Here is an 18999-nt window from a genome sequence, read left to right on the forward strand (position 1 = left end):
TGCACCACCTGTATGGCAGCAGATATGCACGATAGGTCAGCGTCGCTGACGTGGAGGACTAAAAGATGATGAAGACGACATTCGCATTTTTGATTGGGTCGGTGGTTTTTGGGTCGTCCTTAATCGGTTCGGTGGCCCGCCTTGCGGCGCAAGTGTTTTCAATGCCGCAAGGTTGCGAAGGATATCTGACGATCCAAAATTCAAGTTGTTCTGTGTCGCATTATTTTCGGTGCGACGAAGACCAGAACGGTGAGCAACGCCGCGCGACGATGGACCAAGCCGGCTTGACCTATGTTGGTCGCATAAATGACGAGGCCGAATGGCTGGAGAGTTTTCATTTGCGGTCCGGCCACACGGAACGCCAGTCGACTGTCGTTGACCCGATGTCGCTGAATGAGCTTTTGGCGAACTCTGTTGATACGTGGGATTTTTCCACCGAAAACCGAGAGATCGGGACACGCCAATATGTCGGCTTTGATAGCTTAACCGGTGAGAGCGTTGTGATCGATGGTGTGACGTTGCTGCGCACACAATATGAACTGACGGCATTCGATGCCGCCGGAACTGAAATGTGGAAAAGCGAAGGTGCCGAGTATGTGAGCCGTGAGTGGCGCATGTTTATTGCCGGGTTGAGCAGCTACATCACGTCTGACGATCGGTTCGACAGCGATGACACGCCTGTTGAGTTCATCTACCCAGGAGAGCCGGGATATCTGTCGGTAAACCCGAAGTTCGGCTGCGGCGTTGAAATGTCCCACAATGACATGCCGATCAGCCAGCCAATTTTGACAAATTACTAAGATGGTCCCCCCGAATGGGCTGGGACAAGGAGAAATGACATGACCAAGTATGATGAAGCATGGGTTGCTGCCGAAACTGCAAAGCGCGACTTTATGGCCGAGAATGGCCTGTATTCGCACGACGATGAGAAGGCCAATTGCGGTGTAGGTCTCGTCGTGTCGATTGACGGAAAGTCGTCGCGCGCAGTGGTCGAAAATGGCATTGCGGCGCTCAAGGCGATCTGGCACCGCGGTGCTGTGGATGCCGATGGCAAGACAGGCGACGGCGCGGGTATCCACGTGCAGATCCCGATGGCGTTTTTCTATGATCAGGTTGAACGCACGGGGCATACGCCACGCAAGGACGAAATGCTCGCGGTTGGGCAGATATTCTTGCCGCGTTCGAATTTCGGGGCGCAGGAAACCTGTCGTACCATTGTCGAATCCGAAGTTTTGCGCATGGGGTATTATATCTATGGCTGGCGTCATGTGCCGGTTGAGATCGCGTGCCTTGGTGAAAAGGCCAATGCGACACGCCCCGAGATTGAACAGATTTTGATTTCGAATTCCAAGGGTGTGGATGAGGAAACGTTCGAGCGTGAATTATATGTGATCCGTCGCCGGATCGAAAAAGCGGCGATCGCTGCGGGCGTGCGGGAACTATACCTCGCGTCGTTGTCGTGCCGATCCATCATCTACAAAGGCATGATGCTGGCCGAACAAGTGGCTGAGTTTTACCCCGACCTGATGGATGAGCGGTTCGAGAGCGCGTTTGCGATTTATCACCAGCGCTATTCAACCAACACATTCCCGCAGTGGTGGCTCGCGCAGCCGTTCCGCATGTTGGCCCACAACGGTGAGATCAACACGTTGAAGGGCAATTTGAACTGGATGAAGTCGCACGAGATTCGCATGGCGTCGAGTACGTTTGGTGACATGGCAGAAGATATTAAACCGATCGTCGCAAGCGGGTCGTCGGATTCCGCCGCGCTTGATGCGGTGTTTGAGATGTTGGTGCGTGCAGGTCGGTCTGCGCCGATGGCCAAGACGATGTTGGTGCCAGAAAGCTGGTCCAAACAGGCGACGGAACTGCCGCAGGCGTGGCGCGATATGTATTCGTATTGCAATTCGGTGATGGAACCTTGGGATGGCCCTGCGGCGCTTGCGATGACGGATGGTCGTTGGGTTTGTGCGGGCCTTGATCGTAACGGTCTGCGCCCGATGCGTTATGTCGTGACGGGGGATGGTCTGCTGATTGCAGGATCTGAGGCCGGAATGGTGCCGATTGATGAGGCAAATGTCGTCGAAAAAGGCGCGCTTGGGCCGGGTCAGATGATCGGTGTGCACATGGGTCAGGGCGCGTTATTTCATGACGAGGAATTGAAGAATAAGATGTCGGCTGCCCTGCCGTTTGGCGATTGGGTCGCCAAGATCAACGAGTTGGATGATGATTTGGCTGCTGTGACCGAGGCGCCGATTTATTCCGGTAGTGAATTGCGCAAACGCCAGATTGCGGCTGGATATACGATTGAGGAGCTGGAAAGTATTCTGGCGCCAATGGCCGAGGACGGCAAAGAAGCATTGGCATCGATGGGGGATGACACTCCGTCCGCAGTCTTGTCCGAAAAGTACCGTCCGCTGAGCCACTTCTTTCGGCAAAACTTTAGCCAAGTCACCAACCCGCCAATCGACAGCTTACGCGAATTTCGCGTGATGAGCCTGAAGACGCGTTTCGGAAACTTGAAGAATGTGCTGGATGAGGACAGCAGCCAGACGGAGATCCTTGTTCTGGATTCGCCGTTTGTGGGCAATGCCCAGTGGGATGTGTTGCAAACCTTGTTCAATGCATCCTGTGTCGAGATTGACTGTACGTTTGCCGGTGGTTCTGAAGCTGGCGATCTGAACAAGAACCTCGCGCGGATTCGCGCAGAGGCAGAGGACGCTGTGCGATCAGGTGCAGGGCATTTGACGCTGACGGATCAACATCAAGGTGAGGGCCGCGTGCCAATGCCGATGATCTTGGCGACATCGGCGGTTCATTCTTGGCTGACGCGCAAGGGATTGCGAACGTTTACATCGCTCAACGTGCGGTCGGCGGAATGTATCGACCCGCATTATTTTGCCGTGCTGATCGGTTGTGGCGCAACTGTGGTGAACGCTTATCTGGCCGAGGATTCGCTGGATGACCGGATCGAACGTGGCCTGCTGGATTGCACCCTGACTGAGGCCATCATCCGCTATCGCACGGCGATCGATCAGGGTCTTTTGAAGATCATGGCGAAGATGGGGATTTCGGTGATTTCGTCGTATCGTGGTGGTCTGAATTTTGAAGCGGTCGGGCTGTCGCGCGCTATGGTTGCCGAATATTTCCCCGGCATGCAGAGCCGGATTTCCGGCATTGGTGTGACGGGCATCCAACGCAAGGCTGAACAGGTCCACAAGGCCGGTTGGCTTGGTGGTATCGACGTGTTGCCGATTGGTGGTTTCTACAAGGCGCGGCGGTCCGGTGAAAAGCACGCATGGGAAGCAGGGACGATGCACCTGTTGCAGCAGGCCTGTAATCGCGCGTCGTATGAGTTGTGGAAGCAATATTCTACAGCGATGCAATCAAACCCCCCGATCCATTTGCGTGATTTGTTGGCTGTGAAGCCGATGGGCAAGAAGGTTCCGATTGACGAGGTTGAAAGCATCACGTCGATCCGCAAGCGGTTCGTGACACCGGGCATGTCGTTGGGCGCGTTGTCACCAGAGGCGCATAAGACGTTGAACGTTGCGATGAACCGGATTGGCGCAAAGTCGGATTCGGGCGAAGGTGGCGAAGATCCGGCGCATTTTGTGCCCGAGGCGAATGGCGATAACCCAAGCGCCAAAATCAAGCAGGTTGCGTCGGGACGGTTTGGCGTGACGGCAGAATATCTGAACCAGTGCGAGGAGCTTGAGATTAAGGTCGCGCAGGGTGCCAAGCCCGGTGAAGGCGGGCAGTTGCCCGGTATGAAAGTCACAGAGCTGATCGCGCGTTTGCGCCATTCCACGCCCGGTGTGACGCTGATTTCACCGCCGCCGCACCATGACATTTATTCAATCGAAGATTTGGCCCAGCTGATTTACGATCTTAAGCAGATCAACCCGCGCGCAAAGGTGACGGTCAAGCTGGTGGCGTCCAGCGGGGTCGGCACGATTGCGGCTGGTGTGGCCAAGGCCAAGGCCGATGTGATCCTGATTTCGGGGCACAATGGTGGCACCGGAGCGTCACCTGCGTCGTCGATCAAATACGCAGGTTTGCCATGGGAAATGGGTCTGACCGAGGCGCATCAGGTGTTGGCGATGAACAACCTGCGTGAACGCGTGACGTTGCGCACCGACGGTGGTTTGCGCACCGGGCGTGATATTGTCATGGCGGCGATGCTCGGGGCTGAGGAATATGGCGTTGGCACTGCTGCGCTGATTGCTATGGGCTGTATTATGGTGCGCCAATGCCAGTCTAACACCTGCCCCGTCGGTGTGTGTACGCAGGACGAAGCGTTGCGCGATAAGTTTACAGGCAATGCCGATAAGGTCGTGAACCTGATTACATTCTACGCCACTGAAGTGCGTGAAATCCTCGCTGAGATTGGCGCACGGTCGATGGACGAGATTATCGGGCGGGCGGATTTGTTGGCGCAGGTGTCGCGTGGGTCGGCGCATCTAGATGACCTCGATCTTAATCCGCTGTTGATCACGGTCGATGGCGCAAAAGAGATTGTGTATGACCGTAACAAGCCGCGCAATCCGGTGCCTGACACGTTGGACGCGCAGATCGTCAAGGATGCAGCGCGTTTCCTCAATGACGGCGAAAAGATGCAGCTGGAATACGCAGTGCAGAACACGTTGCGATCCATCGGCACGCGCACGAGCAGCCACATTGTGCAGAACTTCGGGATGCGCAATTCGCTGCAGCCGGACCATTTGACGGTGAAGCTAAAGGGGTCGGCGGGGCAGTCTTTGGGGGCTTTTGCAGCGCCTGGATTGAAGTTGGAGGTGTCGGGTGATGCCAATGATTACGTCGGCAAGGGTCTGTCGGGAGGCATTATTGTTGTGCGTCCACCGATGAATTCACCACTGATTGCGAGTGAGAATACGATCATCGGCAACACGGTTCTGTACGGTGCGACGGACGGGTATCTGTTTGCCGCCGGTCGGGCTGGTGAACGGTTCGCTGTTCGGAATTCCGGTGCGAAGGTGGTGGTTGAAGGCTGTGGATCAAACGGGTGTGAATACACCACGGGCGGTGTTGCGGTGATCCTTGGGCCGATTGGCGCGAACTTTGGTGCGGGTATGACAGGCGGGATGGCGTATTTATACGACCCCGAACGCTTGACCACACCGTTGATCAATATGGAAACGCTGGTGACGTGTGGCGTGACTGTGGATCACTGGGAACATCAGCTAAAAGGTCTGGTTGAGCGCCACCTTGCTGAGACGGATAGCCGTAAGGCCGCTGATATCTTGCAGCATTGGGAACTTGAGCGCGCACATTTCGTGCAGGTTTGCCCCAAAGAAATGTTGGTGCATCTGGTGGCGCCACTGACCCATGAACCGGTCGCAATGCCGGCTGAATAAGCCAGACAAATAAAGCAATCGCCGCCACAGTTACGGCGGCGATTGTTGCATTGTTTCCAGAGATGATCGGACTGGCTGGTGCGGGCTGGGGATTTGCGCGGTTTGTGTTGAAAGGCCGAAAGGCAAAGGTGCTTTGAAGTGACATTTCTTATGCGGCGTAGGTTTGCATGCTTGACCCGCGCCGTGGTGTTGCGATGAATGGCGCCATGGCTCGTAAGACACGCAAAATCGTTAAGGACCCCATCAGGTTCCGTGATCGCCCACGATTGTTCGTGCGGCGGGTGATAAAATACATATTTCGAGGCATTCTGATTATGATCGCATTGGCAGTTTTGCTAACGGCGGTGTTCAGCGTCGTGAACCCACCGTCTACCCCCTACATGTTTTCTGAAAGTCGCCGTGTTGGTGGTGTGAACCAGAGATGGGTGGCGATGGAAGATATCGCGCCAGTGATGGCACGATCCGTTGTCGCAGCAGAGGATGCGGATTTTTGCCTGCATTGGGGGCTTGATTTGACAGCGATTCAAGCGGCTTTGCAAGATGGCGCCAATCGTGGTGGATCGACGATATCCCAGCAGGTCGTGAAGAATGTGTACTTGTGGCAGGGACGGTCTTGGCTGCGCAAATCGCTTGAGGCATTGATGACACCGCTGGTCGAAGCGGTCTGGAGCAAAGAACGCATTCTTGAGGTTTACCTGAACGTGGCAGAATTTGATGATGGCGTGTTTGGGGTTGAGGCCGCAGCGACGCATTATTTCGGTGTGACGGCAGCCGAATTGTCGTCCGTGCAAGCTGCGCGTCTGGCTGCGATCCTGCCGAGCCCGAAAACGCGGTCCGCGTCCCAGCCCACGTCTTATATTCGCAGCCGCACCGCGAGCATCGTTGACGGGGCTGCAACAATTCGGGCGGATGGTCGCGCGGCGTGTTTTGAATAGCGTGTCGGGATTGTAACGGCAGGTCTGTTGGGGCATTGAAGGACTAATTGTTGTCTGGGGCCTTTTATGAACCGTCTCTACCATTATCCGCTGTCACCTTTTTCGCGCAAAGTGCGCTTGTCGCTGGCCGAGAAGCGGATCGAGGTTGAGCTTGTTGAAGAACGTTTCTGGGAACAGGACGCAGATTTCCTGCGCCGCAACCCTGCTGGCAAGGTTCCCGTGCTGAAAATGGGCAATCGCATGATGGCCGAGAGCAGCGCGATTTGCGAATATCTGGAAGAGACGCACCCGAGCCCGTCGTTGCTGCCAAGCGATGCAGATGGTCGATATGAGGTGCGCCGTCTGGTGGCGTGGTTCGACGATAAGTTCAATTCCGAAGTGACGAACAAGCTGATGGGCGAACGCGTGTTCCGCAAGATTATGGGTACAGGATATCCCGATAGCGCGAATGTGAAGGCGGGAAGCAAGGCGATTAAATATCACCTTGATTATATGCACTGGCTGTTGGACCAGCGGCGCTGGTTGGCGGGCAATGAGTTGAGCCTAGCTGATTTTGCCGCTGCTGCGCATCTGTCGTGTCTGGATTATGTGTCGGATGTAGACTGGAACCGCAGTGAGATCGTCAAAGATTGGTATGCGAAAATCAAGTCACGACCTGCATTCCGGTCGATTTTGGCAGATCAGATTTCTGGGTTTCCGCAGCCAAATCATTATAATGATCTGGATTTTTAGGTCTTTTCGAACAGGCTTTGCCTGTCCGATCAAGGGGGGGCCAGCCCCCCGTCCTACGGACTCCCCCCGAGGTATTTTTGAACCAAAGAAGCTGAGGTTTCATGGTTGCTGACATGAAAGACAAATTGCGCGCTAAGGCGTTGGAGGAAGGTTTTGCGGGGTTTGGCGTGTGCCGACCCGATGCTGTGCCTGAATTGCCGGAGCGATTGCAGCGGTTTGTGGATGAAGGCCACCACGGCCAGATGGCGTGGATGGCGGAGCGGATGGCGTGGCGCAGTGATCCATCTGCATTGTGGCCAGAGGCGCGGTCAGTTGTGATGTTGGCGGAACCTTATACGCCCCAGCATGATCCCTTGGCGGTTTTAGAGCAGAAGGACCGCGCGGCAATCAGCGTTTATGCGCAGAACCGTGATTATCATGATGTAGTGAAGAAGCGACTGAAGCGCGTGGGGCGTTGGTTGGTCGATGAAGCGGGCTGTGAGATTAAGGTGTTTGTCGATACCGCACCCGTAATGGAAAAACCGCTTGCGGCGGCGGCCGGGCTGGGATGGCAGGGTAAGCATACGAATTTATTGAGCCGCGAATTGGGGAACTGGTTTTTCCTTGGGGCGATTTTTACCACTTTGGACTTGGAGCCTGACACGGCAGAGGTTGAGAAGTGCGGGTCCTGCACGGCGTGTTTGGACATCTGCCCGACGAATGCGTTTCCGGCGCCATTTCAGCTCGATGCGCGGCGGTGTATTTCGTATTTGACGATTGAACATAAGGGGCCAGTGCCAGAAGATTTGCGCGCGCTGATGGGCAACCGGATTTATGGCTGTGATGATTGTTTGGCGGTGTGCCCGTGGAACAAGTTTGCGGTTGAGGCGCGTGAAATCCGGTATGCGGCGCGGCCTGAATTGGTCGCGCCGCCATTGCGCGAACTGGTCGCTTTGGACGACGGTGCATTTCGGGCGATGTTTTCGGGCAGTCCAGTGAAGCGGATCGGGCGCAACAGGTTTGTGCGCAATGTTCTGTATGCAATTGGAAATTCAGGCGATCCAGCGTTGAAGGATGCGGCAGCCGCACTGATTGGAGATCCTGCCGAAGAGGTTGCAGATGCAGCGCGTTGGGCTGTGGAATGCCTTGATAAGGGGTGATCGGCTGGTCTGCTGAGCGGGCCGCGCTACATTTCCCAAAAGAACAAAGGATTTGATGATGCGTACCGCAGCCCTAGTCGCCGCCTTTTTGACACCGATGATTGCTGCAGCACAGGTTGAGCAGGGAGCGGCCAACGCCGATTTCGCACCCGCGTTCGAGGGGCAGACCCGTGCGCCTGCATTGCCACAGACGGCGGTCGAAATTGAACAGCTTGTGTCAGGATTGCGTGCGCCGTGGGGAATTGCACAATTGCCGGGGGACGGTTTTTTAGTGACGGAGCGCGAAGGGCGGATGCGGCTAATTTCAGATGGTGCGATGTCAGAGCCGATTGGCGGGCTTCCAGAGGTTGCGGCAATTGATCAGGGCGGGTTGCTGGACGTTGCAGTGCGGACCGATTTCGCCGACACGCGGCAAGTTTGGTGGACCTATGCCGCTGAGATGGACGGGGGATATATTACGGCCGCTGCGACAGGCGTGCTCGACGAAGAGAGCACTGAAATGACAGATGTTCGTGTCATTTTTGAGCAAAACCCGCCGTCGCAGACGCCCAAGCATTATGGCAGTCGCATTGTGTTTGGTCCGGATGGAATGGCCTATATCACCACGGGCGAACACAGCAGTCAGGCGGACCGCGTGCTTGCGCAAGATATCACCACGACCTACGGCAAGGTCATTCGGATATCGCCTGAGGGCGACGTGCCGGACGACAATCCGTTTGTTGGGACCGAGGGGGTGGACACAATTTGGTCTTATGGGCACCGCAACATTCAAGGGGCTGATTTTGCCGCTGACGGGACGTTGTGGACGATGGAGCACGGGCCGCGCGGCGGGGATGAGTTGAACGCGCCGCAGGCCGGTGCAAACTACGGCTGGCCGATTATTTCCTATGGGATCAATTATGACGGCACCGGTGTCGGATCCGGTGAGGCGGTGCGTGCCGGAATGGAGCAGCCGGTTTATTATTGGGATCCGGTAATCGCGCCCGGTGGGATCGATTTTTACGAAGGCACGCTGTTTGACTGGGGTGGTGATCTGCTGATCGCCGGTTTGAACCCCGGCGCGTTGGTGCGATTGTCGATGGAAGACGGGCGCGTCACGGGTGAGGAACGGTTGCTGACAGATGTAGGTCGGATTCGCGACGTCGAGGTGTTGCGCGATGGGTCGGTTCTGGTGCTGATCGACGCGCCGAACGGCGGAATTTTGCGCATGACACCAGCGCAGTAGTGCTGGTCATGGTCGCTGCTGCGGCGTAGGCACGGGGCATGACCACATCAATTCAGAGCAATGTGACGCGGGGCATCTTTCTGATGATGTCGGCCATAACTGTGTTCACTGTCATGTCCGCATTCATCAAGGCGGCGGACCGCGTGCCGGCAGGCGAGGCGATGTTTTTTCGATCCATTATGGCGATGCCAATCATTTTGATCTGGTTGGTAACGCACGGTGGGATCAGGGCAGGGATTCGCACGAAATCGGTGCGCAATCATGCCGTGCGGGGGATTGTTGGGTCTTGCGCGATGGGGTTGGGTTTCGCGGGTTTGAAGTATCTGCCGTTGCCCGAAGTGACCGCGATCCGCTTTGTGTCGCCCATTTTGATGGTTGTTTTGGCGGCGTTTATTTTGGGAGAAAGGTTTCGCTTTGTGCGCATCGCGGCAGTCATGCTGGGTTTTATTGGGGTCGTAATTATTGTGGCACCACGGATGAGCGTTGGATTGGGATCAAACGAGGCGTTGGGCGTTGGATTGACGTTGGGATCAGCGTGTCTGGCGGCGTTGGCGCAGGTATTTGTAAAAGGCATGTCAGGGCGTGAAAGCACGACGGCGATTGTGTTCTGGTTTTCGGCGACAGCGACGGTCTTGTCGCTGCTGACGCTGCCGTTTGGCTGGGTCTGGCCGAATGGATATGAATTGGCGTTGCTGGTCGGGGCCGGGGTCATTGGTGGGCTTGGACAGATTTTGCTGACGGCAAGCTATCGGTTTGCCGAGGCAGGCGTTCTGGCGCCGTTCACCTATATTGCGATGTTGTGGTCGCTATTGATTGGCTATTTCTGGTTCGACGAAGTGCCAACTATGGCGATGTTGATTGGCGCGGCGTTTGTGATTTCTGCGGGCGTCATCATCGTATTGCGTGAACGCGCGCTTGGTGGTGATGCGACGGCGCGGCGCAAGGTTAAAGCGAAAGGATTGGAGTAAGGTTGGGGTGCATTTTCGCCCAAAGTATGGTATGGTCGCCGCGATAGAGGAGGAACTGCTATGACCCGTCATATCACTGACCAATCCCACGCGCGACACACCAGCAAACGTGCGGCTATGTTCTTTAAACTCCACCGACGCCAGCTGTTTCAAGCAGCGCGGCGTCGGACGTTCGGGGAAACGCGGACGTCCGGAAACGGGCGTCTTGTTCAATATCTGATGATTGAACGCGGGCGCGTCGTTTAGCGTTCGATCAGGCGCGAACCAATTTTTCGTAGTCGGCGGCAAGGTCTGTAACCAGCTTGCCGACTTCGAATTTTTTCTCACCGATCTGACCGACTGGTGTGACCTCGGCGGCAGTGCCTGTCAGCCAGCATTGTTCAAACCCGTCTAGTTCTTCGGGCATGATGTGGCGTTCAATGACGGTGATGCCTTTGTCACGCAGCATGCCGATAACCGTTTGACGGGTGATCCCGTTCAGGAATGCATCAGGTGTGGGCGTGTGCACTTCGCCGTTTTTGACAAAGAAGATATTGGCGCCCGTCGCTTCGGCGATGTAGCCACGATAGTCGTACATCATGGCATCTGAACAGCCCTTCGCCTCTGCCGCGTGCTTGGACATTGTCGCGATCATGTACAGGCCAGCAGCTTTGGCTTGGGACGGGGCGCATTCGGGCGACGGGCGTTTCCATTTGGCAATATCGAGCTTTGCACCCTTGGTTTTGGCATCGCCGTAATAGTTACCCCATTCCCAAACAGCCACGGCCATATGGACAGGATTGCGCGAAGACGCGACGCCCATGTCTTCACCGGCACCGCGCCATGCAACCGCACGCACATAGGCGTCTTTCAGGCCGTTGGCATCAAGTGCTGCTTGTTTCGCAGCCTCGATTTCGTCGATTGTATAGGGGATGTCGAAGTCGATGAACTTGCCAGATCTCAGCATGCGTTCGGAGTGCTGGCGGGATTTGAATATCTTGCCGTTGTAGCAGCGTTCGCCTTCAAACACGGAGGAGGCGTAGTGCAGGGCGTGAGAGAGGATGTGGACTTTGGCCGCGCGCCAGTCGACGAGCGTGCCGTCCATCCAGATTTTGCCATCACGATCATCATATGCGCCAGCCATGTTGCAGCCCCCTTACTTTATGAATATTGCGCATTTAGGTCCGATGTGGACACTTAATTACGCGAAACCTGCGATTCGATACCCATGCCTGCTTGGAATGTCAACAAAGCTGACGTATTGTTAGGCACATTGTGAAGGAGGCCCCCTATGGAAGGCGGCGGGAGAGAAACCGGCAACGCACTGTTGTTCCTAACGGATGAACAGCTTCGCAAAGGAATTGAGGCGATGTTTTTCGCCTACCGTGGGTTTACGGCAGACCCTGATCGTATTCTGTCTGACATTGCCTACGGGCGGGCGCATCATCGTGCGCTACATTTTATTCATCGCAGTCCGGGAACGACGGTCAATAATCTATTGGCGATGCTGGGCGTTACAAAGCAATCGCTGAACCGTGTGTTGCGGGCATTGGTTGCGGATGGTTTGGTCCGCAACGAAGTCGGTAAGCGCGACAAGCGGGAACGACACTTGTATCTGACGCCAGACGGCGAGGCGTTGGAACGGCAGTTGTCAGATGCCCAACGCGACCGGATGCGAACCGCCTACCGCGCTGCGGGGCCGGAAGCCGTTACAGGGTTCAGGCAAGTGCTTGAGGCGATGATGGATGAAGAGATGCGCAATCGTTATGATGCGTTGAAAGACCTGAAGGGGTAGTACAATGCACAGTGACCAGCCACATCTGCTGATTGTCGACGACGATGAGCGGATCCGCGTGTTGTTGCAGAAATATTTAGTGCGCAATGGGTTTCTTGTGACGGCTGCCCGCGATGCAGCCCATGCACGGCGGATTTTAGCGGGCTTGGATTTTGACCTGCTCGTTCTGGATGTGATGATGCCCGGCGAGGACGGCGTGACACTGTGTGCTGACCTGCGCCGTGAACGTAACACGCCGATCTTGTTGCTGACGGCCAAAGCGGAGACCAGCGATCGGATCGCTGGGCTTGAGGCGGGCGCGGATGATTATCTGGCCAAGCCGTTTGAACCCAAGGAACTGCTGCTGCGGATCAATTCAATCCTGCGCCGTGTGCCACCATCGGAAGCCAAAAGTATTGTTCCTCAGGTGCTGCATCTGGGGCCGCTGCGCTATGAAATGGACCGTGGAGAAATATGGCGTGGCGAGGATTTGGTGCGGCTGACCGCGACGGAGGTGCAGTTGATGAAGATATTCTCGACCACTCCGGGGGAAGCGATCAGCCGAGAGAATTTGGTGGATCGGTTGGGTCGATCTGGCGGGCAGGCACAAGAGCGTGCAGTAGACGTGCAGATCACACGGTTGCGCCGCAAGTTAGAGACTGACCCTAAACAGCCACGCTATCTGCAGACGGTGCGCGGTGCGGGATATATGTTGGCGCCAGATTAAAAGACGTAATACCTGCACCTTGTTGAACTGACGGAAGTCCCTTGCGGGGATGATTCTGAGATAAAGATAGTGAAAAAAGGCAAGGGGGCGGTATGGCCACGGCATTGATTACACATAAGGGCTGTTACGACCATGTGACACCGCAAGGACATCCTGAGCAGGTGGCGCGGTTGGATGCGGTGTTGGGTGCGATGGACGGCATGGATTTGGTGCGTGTTGATGCGCCATTGGCGGCGGATGATGACCTATTACGGGCCCATCCGAAGGCGCATATTCAGACGATCAAGGCGGCAGCGCCGTCCGAGGGCTGGCGGTCTTTGGATGCGGATACGCATATGTCTGTTGGCACTTTGGAAGCAGCCTATCGTGCGGCGGGTGCTGTTGTTAAGGCGGTCGATCTGGTGATGGCTGGCGACGTTGGCAATGCGTTTGCCGCAGTGCGCCCACCAGGGCATCACGCAGAACGCGAGACTGCAATGGGGTTCTGTTTCTTTGGATCTGTCGCTGTCGCAGCCAAGCATGCGTTGGAATTTCACGGGTTAAAGCGCGTTGCGATTTTGGATTTCGATGTGCACCATGGCAACGGCACGCAGGATTTGGTTGAAGAGGATGCGCGGATTTTGTTCTGTTCAAGCCATCAGATGCCATTATTTCCCGGCACGGGTGCGGCGCATGAAACCGGCGTTGGCAATGTTGTGAATGTTCCACTGCCAGATGGCTGTGGATCAGCCACATTTCGCACTGCGTGGGAACGCCAAGTGTTTCCACGCGTTGATGCGTTCAAGCCAGAGCTTTTGTTGATATCCGCGGGATTTGATGCACATGCTAACGATCCATTGGCGGGGGTGCTGTTGCATGAGGATGATTTCGCGTGGATCACTGGAAAGCTGTGTGATTTGGCGGATAAGCATTGTTCAGGCCGTGTGGTATCCGCGCTTGAGGGCGGGTATGATCTGGAAGCCTTGGGCCGTTCGGCGCGGGCACACGTAGACGTATTAAAGGAGCGCGCGCGATGAGTGCAGATGTTAAAGCGATGAGTTTCGAGGACGCGCTACGCGAGTTAGAGCAGGTTGTCGGCAAGTTGGAGCGTGGCGAGGTTCCGCTAGACGATTCTATTGCGCTGTATGAACGTGGTGCGAAATTGAAAAAGCGCTGTGAGGCGAAGCTGAAAGAGGCTGAAGAAAAGGTTGCTAAGTTGACACTGGATGGCGATGGGCAACCGACAGGCACGGAACCGTTGGATGGCTGACGCATTGAAAGATGCGCTGAAGCATGCAGCACAGATTGTTGAGACAACAATCGAGGCCGCTGTGCGACCTGTTGAAACGGTTGTCCCAGACGCGATGATGTATGCGGTGCGCGGCGGAAAGGCATTGCGCGGATTTCTAGTTCTTGAAGGTGCGCGTTTGCACGGTGTCGAGGAGCGGATCGCTGCACCGATCGCTGGCGCAATAGAGGCGATGCACGCCTATTCCCTTATACATGATGATTTGCCCTGTATGGATGATGATGATGTGCGGCGCGGCAAACCAACGGTGCACCGCAAGTGGGACGCGGCGACGGCAGTTCTGACGGGCGATGCGTTGCAGGCCTTGGCGTTTGAATTGATTATGTCGGCAGATATCAAGCCAGAGGCGAAGGTCGTTTTGGCACATATGCTGGCCATCGATGCTGGTGAGCGTGGCATGGTTGGTGGGCAAGCAGCGGACATCGCGGCCGAGACCGCGGATGCGCCTTTGACCCTGCGCGAGATTGAAAGCCTACAGGCCAAGAAGACTGGAGCGTTGATTGAATGGGCCTGTGCGGCTGGTCCACGAATTGCAGGCGCGGACGAGATGCCAATGCGCCATTATGGCCAAGCGCTGGGCCGCGCGTTTCAGATTGCCGACGACATTCTGGATGTGACGGGCGACGCGAACACGGTTGGTAAGGCGGTTTGCAAGGACGACGCTGCGGGTAAGGCCACGTTTGTTTCGCTTTTGGGTCTGGATGGGGCGAAACGTCGCGCGGTTGAGTTGGTGGACGAGGCATGTGATGCATTAGATGTTTATAAAGAGGCAGCTGACACGTTAAAGGCTGCAGCGCGGTTCGTTGTGAACCGAAGCCGCTGAAGGATGGCCCGATATGGCTGAGAGACCGATGACCCCACTTTTGGATCAAATTGATCTGCCGAGTGACATGAATGGCCTGAGTGATGCGCAGTTGCGCAGGCTTGCGGATGAATTGCGGGCCGAGACGATTTCAACGGTGTCAGAGACTGGTGGGCATTTGGGGGCCGGGCTTGGCGTGGTTGAGTTGACTGTGGCGCTGCATGCGGTTTTCGACGCGCCCAAGGACAAGATTGTTTGGGACGTCAGCCATCAGACCTATCCGCACAAGATCCTGACGGGTCGACGGGATCGTATTCGCACATTGCGCCAAAAGGATGGATTGAGCGGGTTCACCAAGCGGTCTGAATCGCCCTACGATTGCTTTGGTGCTGCGCATTCGTCCACATCGATTTCTGCCGCCCTCGGCTTTGCTGTTGCGCGCGATTTGGGTGGCGAAGGCGGCGATGCGATTGCGGTGATTGGCGACGGGGCGATGTCGGCGGGCATGGCGTATGAAGCGCTCAATAACGCGGGACATTTGAAGAAACGCCTGATCGTGATTTTAAATGACAACGAAATGTCGATTGCACCACCAGTTGGCGCGATGTCGTCGTATCTGTCGCGCCTTTATGCGGGCGACCCGTTTCAGGAATTTAAAGCGGCGGCAAAAGGCGCCGTGTCGTTTTTGCCGGAACCTTTGCAAGAAGGCGCGCGGCGGGCCAAGGATATGTTGAAACATATGACCGTTGGCGGAACGCTGTTTGAAGAACTGGGTTTTTCGTATCTGGGGCCGATTGACGGACACGATATGGAACAGTTGTTGTCGGTGCTGCGGACGGTAAAAATACGTGCGACAGGGCCGATCCTAATTCATGTGATTACCAAAAAGGGCAAAGGCTACGCCGAAAATCGTGCGGATCGCGGTCATGCAACGGCAAAGTTTGATGTGGTGACAGGCGAGCAGAAGAAAACGCCAAGCAATGCGCCATCTTACACGTCGGTATTTGCTGAAAGCCTGATCAAACATGCGACCAAAGACGACAAGATCGTTGCAGTGACGGCGGCGATGCCGGATGGCACGGGGTTGGATCGGTTCATGTCGCGGTTTGCGTCGCGCTGTTTTGACGTTGGTATTGCCGAACAACATGGCGTGACGTTTTGTGCAGGTCTCGCGGCGGGCGGGATGAAGCCGTTTTGCACGATTTATTCCACCTTTCTGCAACGTGGCTATGACCAGATCGTGCATGATGTTGCGATCCAACGTCTGCCCGTGCGGTTTGCGATTGATCGCGCGGGGCTGGTCGGCGCGGATGGCGCGACCCACGCCGGATCCTTCGATGTGGCGTTTCTGGCGAACCTGCCTGGATTTGTTGTCATGGCCGCTGCGGATGAGGCGGAGTTGACGCGCATGGTGGCAACCGCTGTTGCCCATGATAGTGGACCAATCGCATTCCGCTTTCCACGTGGCGAAGGTGTCGGTGTTGAAATTCCCGATGACGCGCAGCCGCTTGAAATTGGCAAAGGTCGGATGATCCGAGCAGGCGCGCGTGTCGCCATTCTGTCGTTCGGCACACGGTTACAGGAAATTGAAAAAGCCTGTGAAGCGCTGGCCACAAGGGGCATCACGCCTACAGTTGCAGATGCGCGGTTCGCCAAGCCGTTAGATCGCGACATGATCCTTGGACTGGCGCGCGATCACGAAGCACTGATCACCGTTGAAGAAGGCGCAATTGGTGGGTTCGGGTCACATGTGGCGCAATTGTTGGCAGAGGAAGGCGTGTTTGATCATGGCCTGAAGTTCCGTTCAATGGTGCTGCCGGATGTGTTTATCGACCAAGCGGGCCCGCGCGAAATGTACGAAGTTGCGGGCATGAACGCCGAACACATCGAAACAAAAGTACTGCATGTGTTGGGCGTCGATGTGATTGGAAAACGCGCTTAGGGCTGCTTTGGCAGGCATCTTTTGATTGCTTTGTATATTGCAAGTGGACCTATGCGGGACAAGATTTGGCCTAGCGATTTTCTGTTTCAGCGGCCAGAAGTGCGGCGAGACCTGCGCGGTAGTCTGGGTAGATTAATTTCACGCCAAGTTCGGATTTGATCCGGTCATTGCGCACCTTTTTACTTTCAGCATAAAAACTACGCGCCATCGGGGTCAGGTCGGCAACAGCAAAATTCTGCGCTGGCGGGGTTGCCATGCCAAGCAGTTCTGCGGCGTGCGCGATGACGTCTTGGGGCGGGGCGGGATCATCGTCACATAGATTATAGATCGCACCGGAATTGGGCTGCGCGATGGATGCGGCAAGCGTTTGGGCAATATCGGCCACGTGGATACGGCTGAAAACCTGGCCGTCTTTGATGATGCGGCGTGCGGTGCCGTTGCGCACTTTCGCAAATGGCCCACGTCCGGGCCCGTAAATTCCCGCTAGCCGGAAAATGTGCAGTGGCAGACCAAGCGATTGCCACGCAGTTTCAGCGTCCACCCGCATCTGACCGCGTTTCGTTGAGGGGTTGAGGGGCGTGTTTTCATCGACCCAGCCCCCGTCATGATCGCCGTAAACGCCAGTCGTAGACAGATAGCCAACCCATTCGAACTGATCACGACGTGACGCGATTTCGCTGCGCAATTCGTTGAGGACTGGATCACCTGCGTCAGACGGACCTGCGGAAATCAATAGATGCGTCGCAGCATTGAGAGCAGGGGTGAGGTCCGCACCGGGCCAAATGCGCGGCTCGGTCCCTCCCGCCATTAATGCGGCCGCTTTTTCGTCGCTGCGCGTGGTTCCGATCACGCGCCAATCGTCTGATAGAAGCGTTGTAAGTGCGCGGGCCGAATAACCGTGGCCAAAGGAGAGGAGCGTTTTTGTCATGCCTATTGGTCGCGCAAGCTGCGGCGCGGCGCAAGGTGTGTTAGGATCAATGCATGACAGATGATACAAATTTAGAAGGCGCCTATGCGCTGAAGACGCCAGAAGATACCAAACGACTTTACGCAGCGTGGGCAGATACCTACGACAGCGATTTTGGCGCCGCGCAGGGCTATCTGACCCCGCGCGAAGTGGTCCGGGTTTTCGTCGGTGCTGGAGGGTGTGGTCCGGTTCTGGACGTTGGTGCGGGGACGGGATTGGTTGGCGAAGGATTGGCGGCAGTTGGCGTTGGGCCGATTGACGCGCTAGATCTGTCTGAAGACATGTTGCGCGTCGCCAAAGGCAAAGGTGCCTACCGCGACTTGATTGCGGCGGATGTCACCCAGCCATTGGGCCTGACGGGATATCGCGGAATCGTCAGTGCCGGCACATTTACCAGGTTCTGTCGCAAATTTTTCGGCAGGCTGACGAACAGTCTTCTTTGGACACAATTATGCTGCGAGGGCTGCGAACTGCTTGAATGCCGGGATGCCTGTTTGGGCTAGTTGGCCCTTGCGGATCATATGCGCAGTTTCGATCCCAGCCAATGTTGTTGCAGCAGAATGGAACGCTTTGAAGCCCAGCATTGGCCGTGTGATCCGCTTGATGAATCGATGATCCTGCTCCACAATATTGTTGAGATATTTAGATTGAAAGATACTGATAATCTGACCAGCTCCCGTGAATTTAAGGATGACATTGAGGCTTTGCAGGCCAGCCAAATTGGCACCACTCTTGTCGATCGCAATACGATCTGGAACACCGTTAGTGCCAACGGCGCGCTTGAAGAACCTTCGAGCGGCGCCGGTGTCACGACGCTTTGACAACATAAAATCAAGAGTTTCCCCTTCGCGATCAACAGCGCGGTAAAGATAGGTCCACTCACCACGAACCTTGATATACGTTTCATCCATTCGCCAAGAGACGGCTGTCGGTTTCTTTCTGGCCTGCGCGTTTGCAGCAATCAATGGTGAGAATTTCACCACCCACCGGTTCAGAGTGGCATGATCGATTTCAACGCCGCGTTCGGCCATGATTTCCTTTAAATCACGATACGAGACGCCATAACGTACGTAGAAAAATACAGCGTACAGGATCACGCTTTTGGGGAAGTGGTTCCCTTTGAAATCAATTTTCACAGTCAGT

Annotated in this window: 18 protein-coding genes; 15 read left to right on the top strand and 3 right to left on the bottom strand. The window is 55.8% G+C overall.

Translation table 11 applies throughout. The annotated features are described in order from the left end of the window. Positions 1-65: 65 nt before the first annotated feature. The 8 genes from OAN307_RS23000 to OAN307_RS23035 all read left to right on the top strand — a co-directional run bounded on the left by OAN307_RS23000 (position 66) and on the right by OAN307_RS23035 (position 10623). Positions 66-800, top strand: coding sequence for a hypothetical protein (locus OAN307_RS23000; RefSeq protein WP_015501807.1), 735 nt, complete (start codon positions 66-68; stop codon positions 798-800). Between the two features lie 39 nt (positions 801-839). Then, positions 840-5378 (top strand): glutamate synthase large subunit, encoded by a 4539-nt coding sequence (gene gltB / locus OAN307_RS23005; RefSeq protein WP_015501808.1) that lies wholly within the window; start codon positions 840-842, stop codon positions 5376-5378. A 167-nt stretch (positions 5379-5545) separates the two neighbouring features. Continuing rightward, entirely contained in the window at positions 5546-6313 is a 768-nt protein-coding gene (mtgA, locus tag OAN307_RS23010) for a monofunctional biosynthetic peptidoglycan transglycosylase (protein ID WP_015501809.1), read from the top strand. Positions 6314-6379: 66 nt separating this feature from the next. Beyond that, positions 6380-7045, top strand: coding sequence for an FtsZ-binding protein FzlA (gene fzlA / locus OAN307_RS23015; RefSeq protein ID WP_015501810.1), 666 nt, complete (start codon positions 6380-6382; stop codon positions 7043-7045). A 113-nt stretch (positions 7046-7158) separates the two neighbouring features. Next, a complete protein-coding gene (queG, locus tag OAN307_RS23020; RefSeq protein ID WP_144055673.1) occupies positions 7159-8184 on the top strand; it encodes a tRNA epoxyqueuosine(34) reductase QueG in 1026 nt (341 codons plus the stop codon). A 55-nt stretch (positions 8185-8239) separates the two neighbouring features. Beyond that, complete coding sequence (locus OAN307_RS23025; RefSeq protein WP_044044309.1) at positions 8240-9409, top strand: PQQ-dependent sugar dehydrogenase; 1170 nt, start codon at positions 8240-8242, stop codon at positions 9407-9409. Between the two features lie 38 nt (positions 9410-9447). Further along, complete coding sequence (locus tag OAN307_RS23030) at positions 9448-10377, top strand: DMT family transporter (RefSeq protein WP_015501813.1); 930 nt, start codon at positions 9448-9450, stop codon at positions 10375-10377. 60 nt (positions 10378-10437) lie between these two features. Then, on the top strand, positions 10438-10623 hold the full coding sequence (locus OAN307_RS23035) for a hypothetical protein (protein WP_044044311.1): 186 nt from the start codon (positions 10438-10440) through the stop codon (positions 10621-10623). A gap of 7 nt (positions 10624-10630) precedes the next feature. On the opposite strand, the gene OAN307_RS23040 is transcribed toward OAN307_RS23035, so the two are convergent. After that, on the bottom strand, positions 10631-11500 hold the full coding sequence (locus OAN307_RS23040; protein WP_015501814.1) for a branched-chain amino acid aminotransferase: 870 nt from the start codon (positions 11498-11500) through the stop codon (positions 10631-10633). A gap of 147 nt (positions 11501-11647) precedes the next feature. On the opposite strand from OAN307_RS23040, the gene OAN307_RS23045 reads away from it, so the two are divergent. The 6 genes from OAN307_RS23045 to dxs all read left to right on the top strand — a co-directional run bounded on the left by OAN307_RS23045 (position 11648) and on the right by dxs (position 16889). Then, positions 11648-12151, top strand: coding sequence for a MarR family winged helix-turn-helix transcriptional regulator (locus OAN307_RS23045; RefSeq protein ID WP_015501815.1), 504 nt, complete (start codon positions 11648-11650; stop codon positions 12149-12151). 4 nt (positions 12152-12155) lie between these two features. Then, complete coding sequence (locus tag OAN307_RS23050; protein WP_015501816.1) at positions 12156-12857, top strand: response regulator; 702 nt, start codon at positions 12156-12158, stop codon at positions 12855-12857. Positions 12858-12949: 92 nt separating this feature from the next. Continuing rightward, positions 12950-13873 (top strand): histone deacetylase family protein, encoded by a 924-nt coding sequence (locus tag OAN307_RS23055; RefSeq protein WP_015501817.1) that lies wholly within the window; start codon positions 12950-12952, stop codon positions 13871-13873. After that, on the top strand, positions 13870-14106 hold the full coding sequence (locus OAN307_RS23060; protein ID WP_015501818.1) for an exodeoxyribonuclease VII small subunit: 237 nt from the start codon (positions 13870-13872) through the stop codon (positions 14104-14106). Before OAN307_RS23055 ends, OAN307_RS23060 begins: the two co-directional genes overlap by 4 nt. Beyond that, positions 14099-14968: a polyprenyl synthetase family protein gene (locus OAN307_RS23065; RefSeq protein ID WP_015501819.1), complete on the top strand. Its 870-nt coding sequence runs from the start codon at positions 14099-14101 to the stop codon at positions 14966-14968. Before OAN307_RS23060 ends, OAN307_RS23065 begins: the two co-directional genes overlap by 8 nt. A 13-nt stretch (positions 14969-14981) precedes the next feature. Next, the gene (gene dxs / locus OAN307_RS23070) at positions 14982-16889 is read left to right on the top strand and encodes a 1-deoxy-D-xylulose-5-phosphate synthase (protein ID WP_015501820.1); all 1908 of its coding nucleotides are present in this window, start codon (positions 14982-14984) and stop codon (positions 16887-16889) included. 70 nt (positions 16890-16959) lie between these two features. On the opposite strand, the gene OAN307_RS23075 is transcribed toward dxs, so the two are convergent. Next, positions 16960-17817, bottom strand: coding sequence for an SDR family oxidoreductase (locus OAN307_RS23075; RefSeq protein ID WP_015501821.1), 858 nt, complete (start codon positions 17815-17817; stop codon positions 16960-16962). Between the two features lie 53 nt (positions 17818-17870). Between OAN307_RS23075 and OAN307_RS23080 the strand changes: the two genes are divergently transcribed. Next, complete coding sequence (locus OAN307_RS23080) at positions 17871-18359, top strand: class I SAM-dependent DNA methyltransferase (protein WP_015501822.1); 489 nt, start codon at positions 17871-17873, stop codon at positions 18357-18359. Here OAN307_RS23080 and OAN307_RS23085 read toward each other — a convergent pair. Further along, positions 18306-18992, bottom strand: a complete 687-nt coding sequence (locus tag OAN307_RS23085) for an IS6 family transposase (protein ID WP_044044368.1) — start codon at positions 18990-18992, stop codon at positions 18306-18308. The genes OAN307_RS23080 and OAN307_RS23085 overlap by 54 nt on opposite strands. Positions 18993-18999: the final 7 nt, after the last annotated feature.

Origin of the sequence: Octadecabacter antarcticus 307 (genome assembly GCF_000155675.2) — a bacterium.
GTDB lineage: Bacteria > Pseudomonadota > Alphaproteobacteria > Rhodobacterales > Rhodobacteraceae > Octadecabacter > Octadecabacter antarcticus.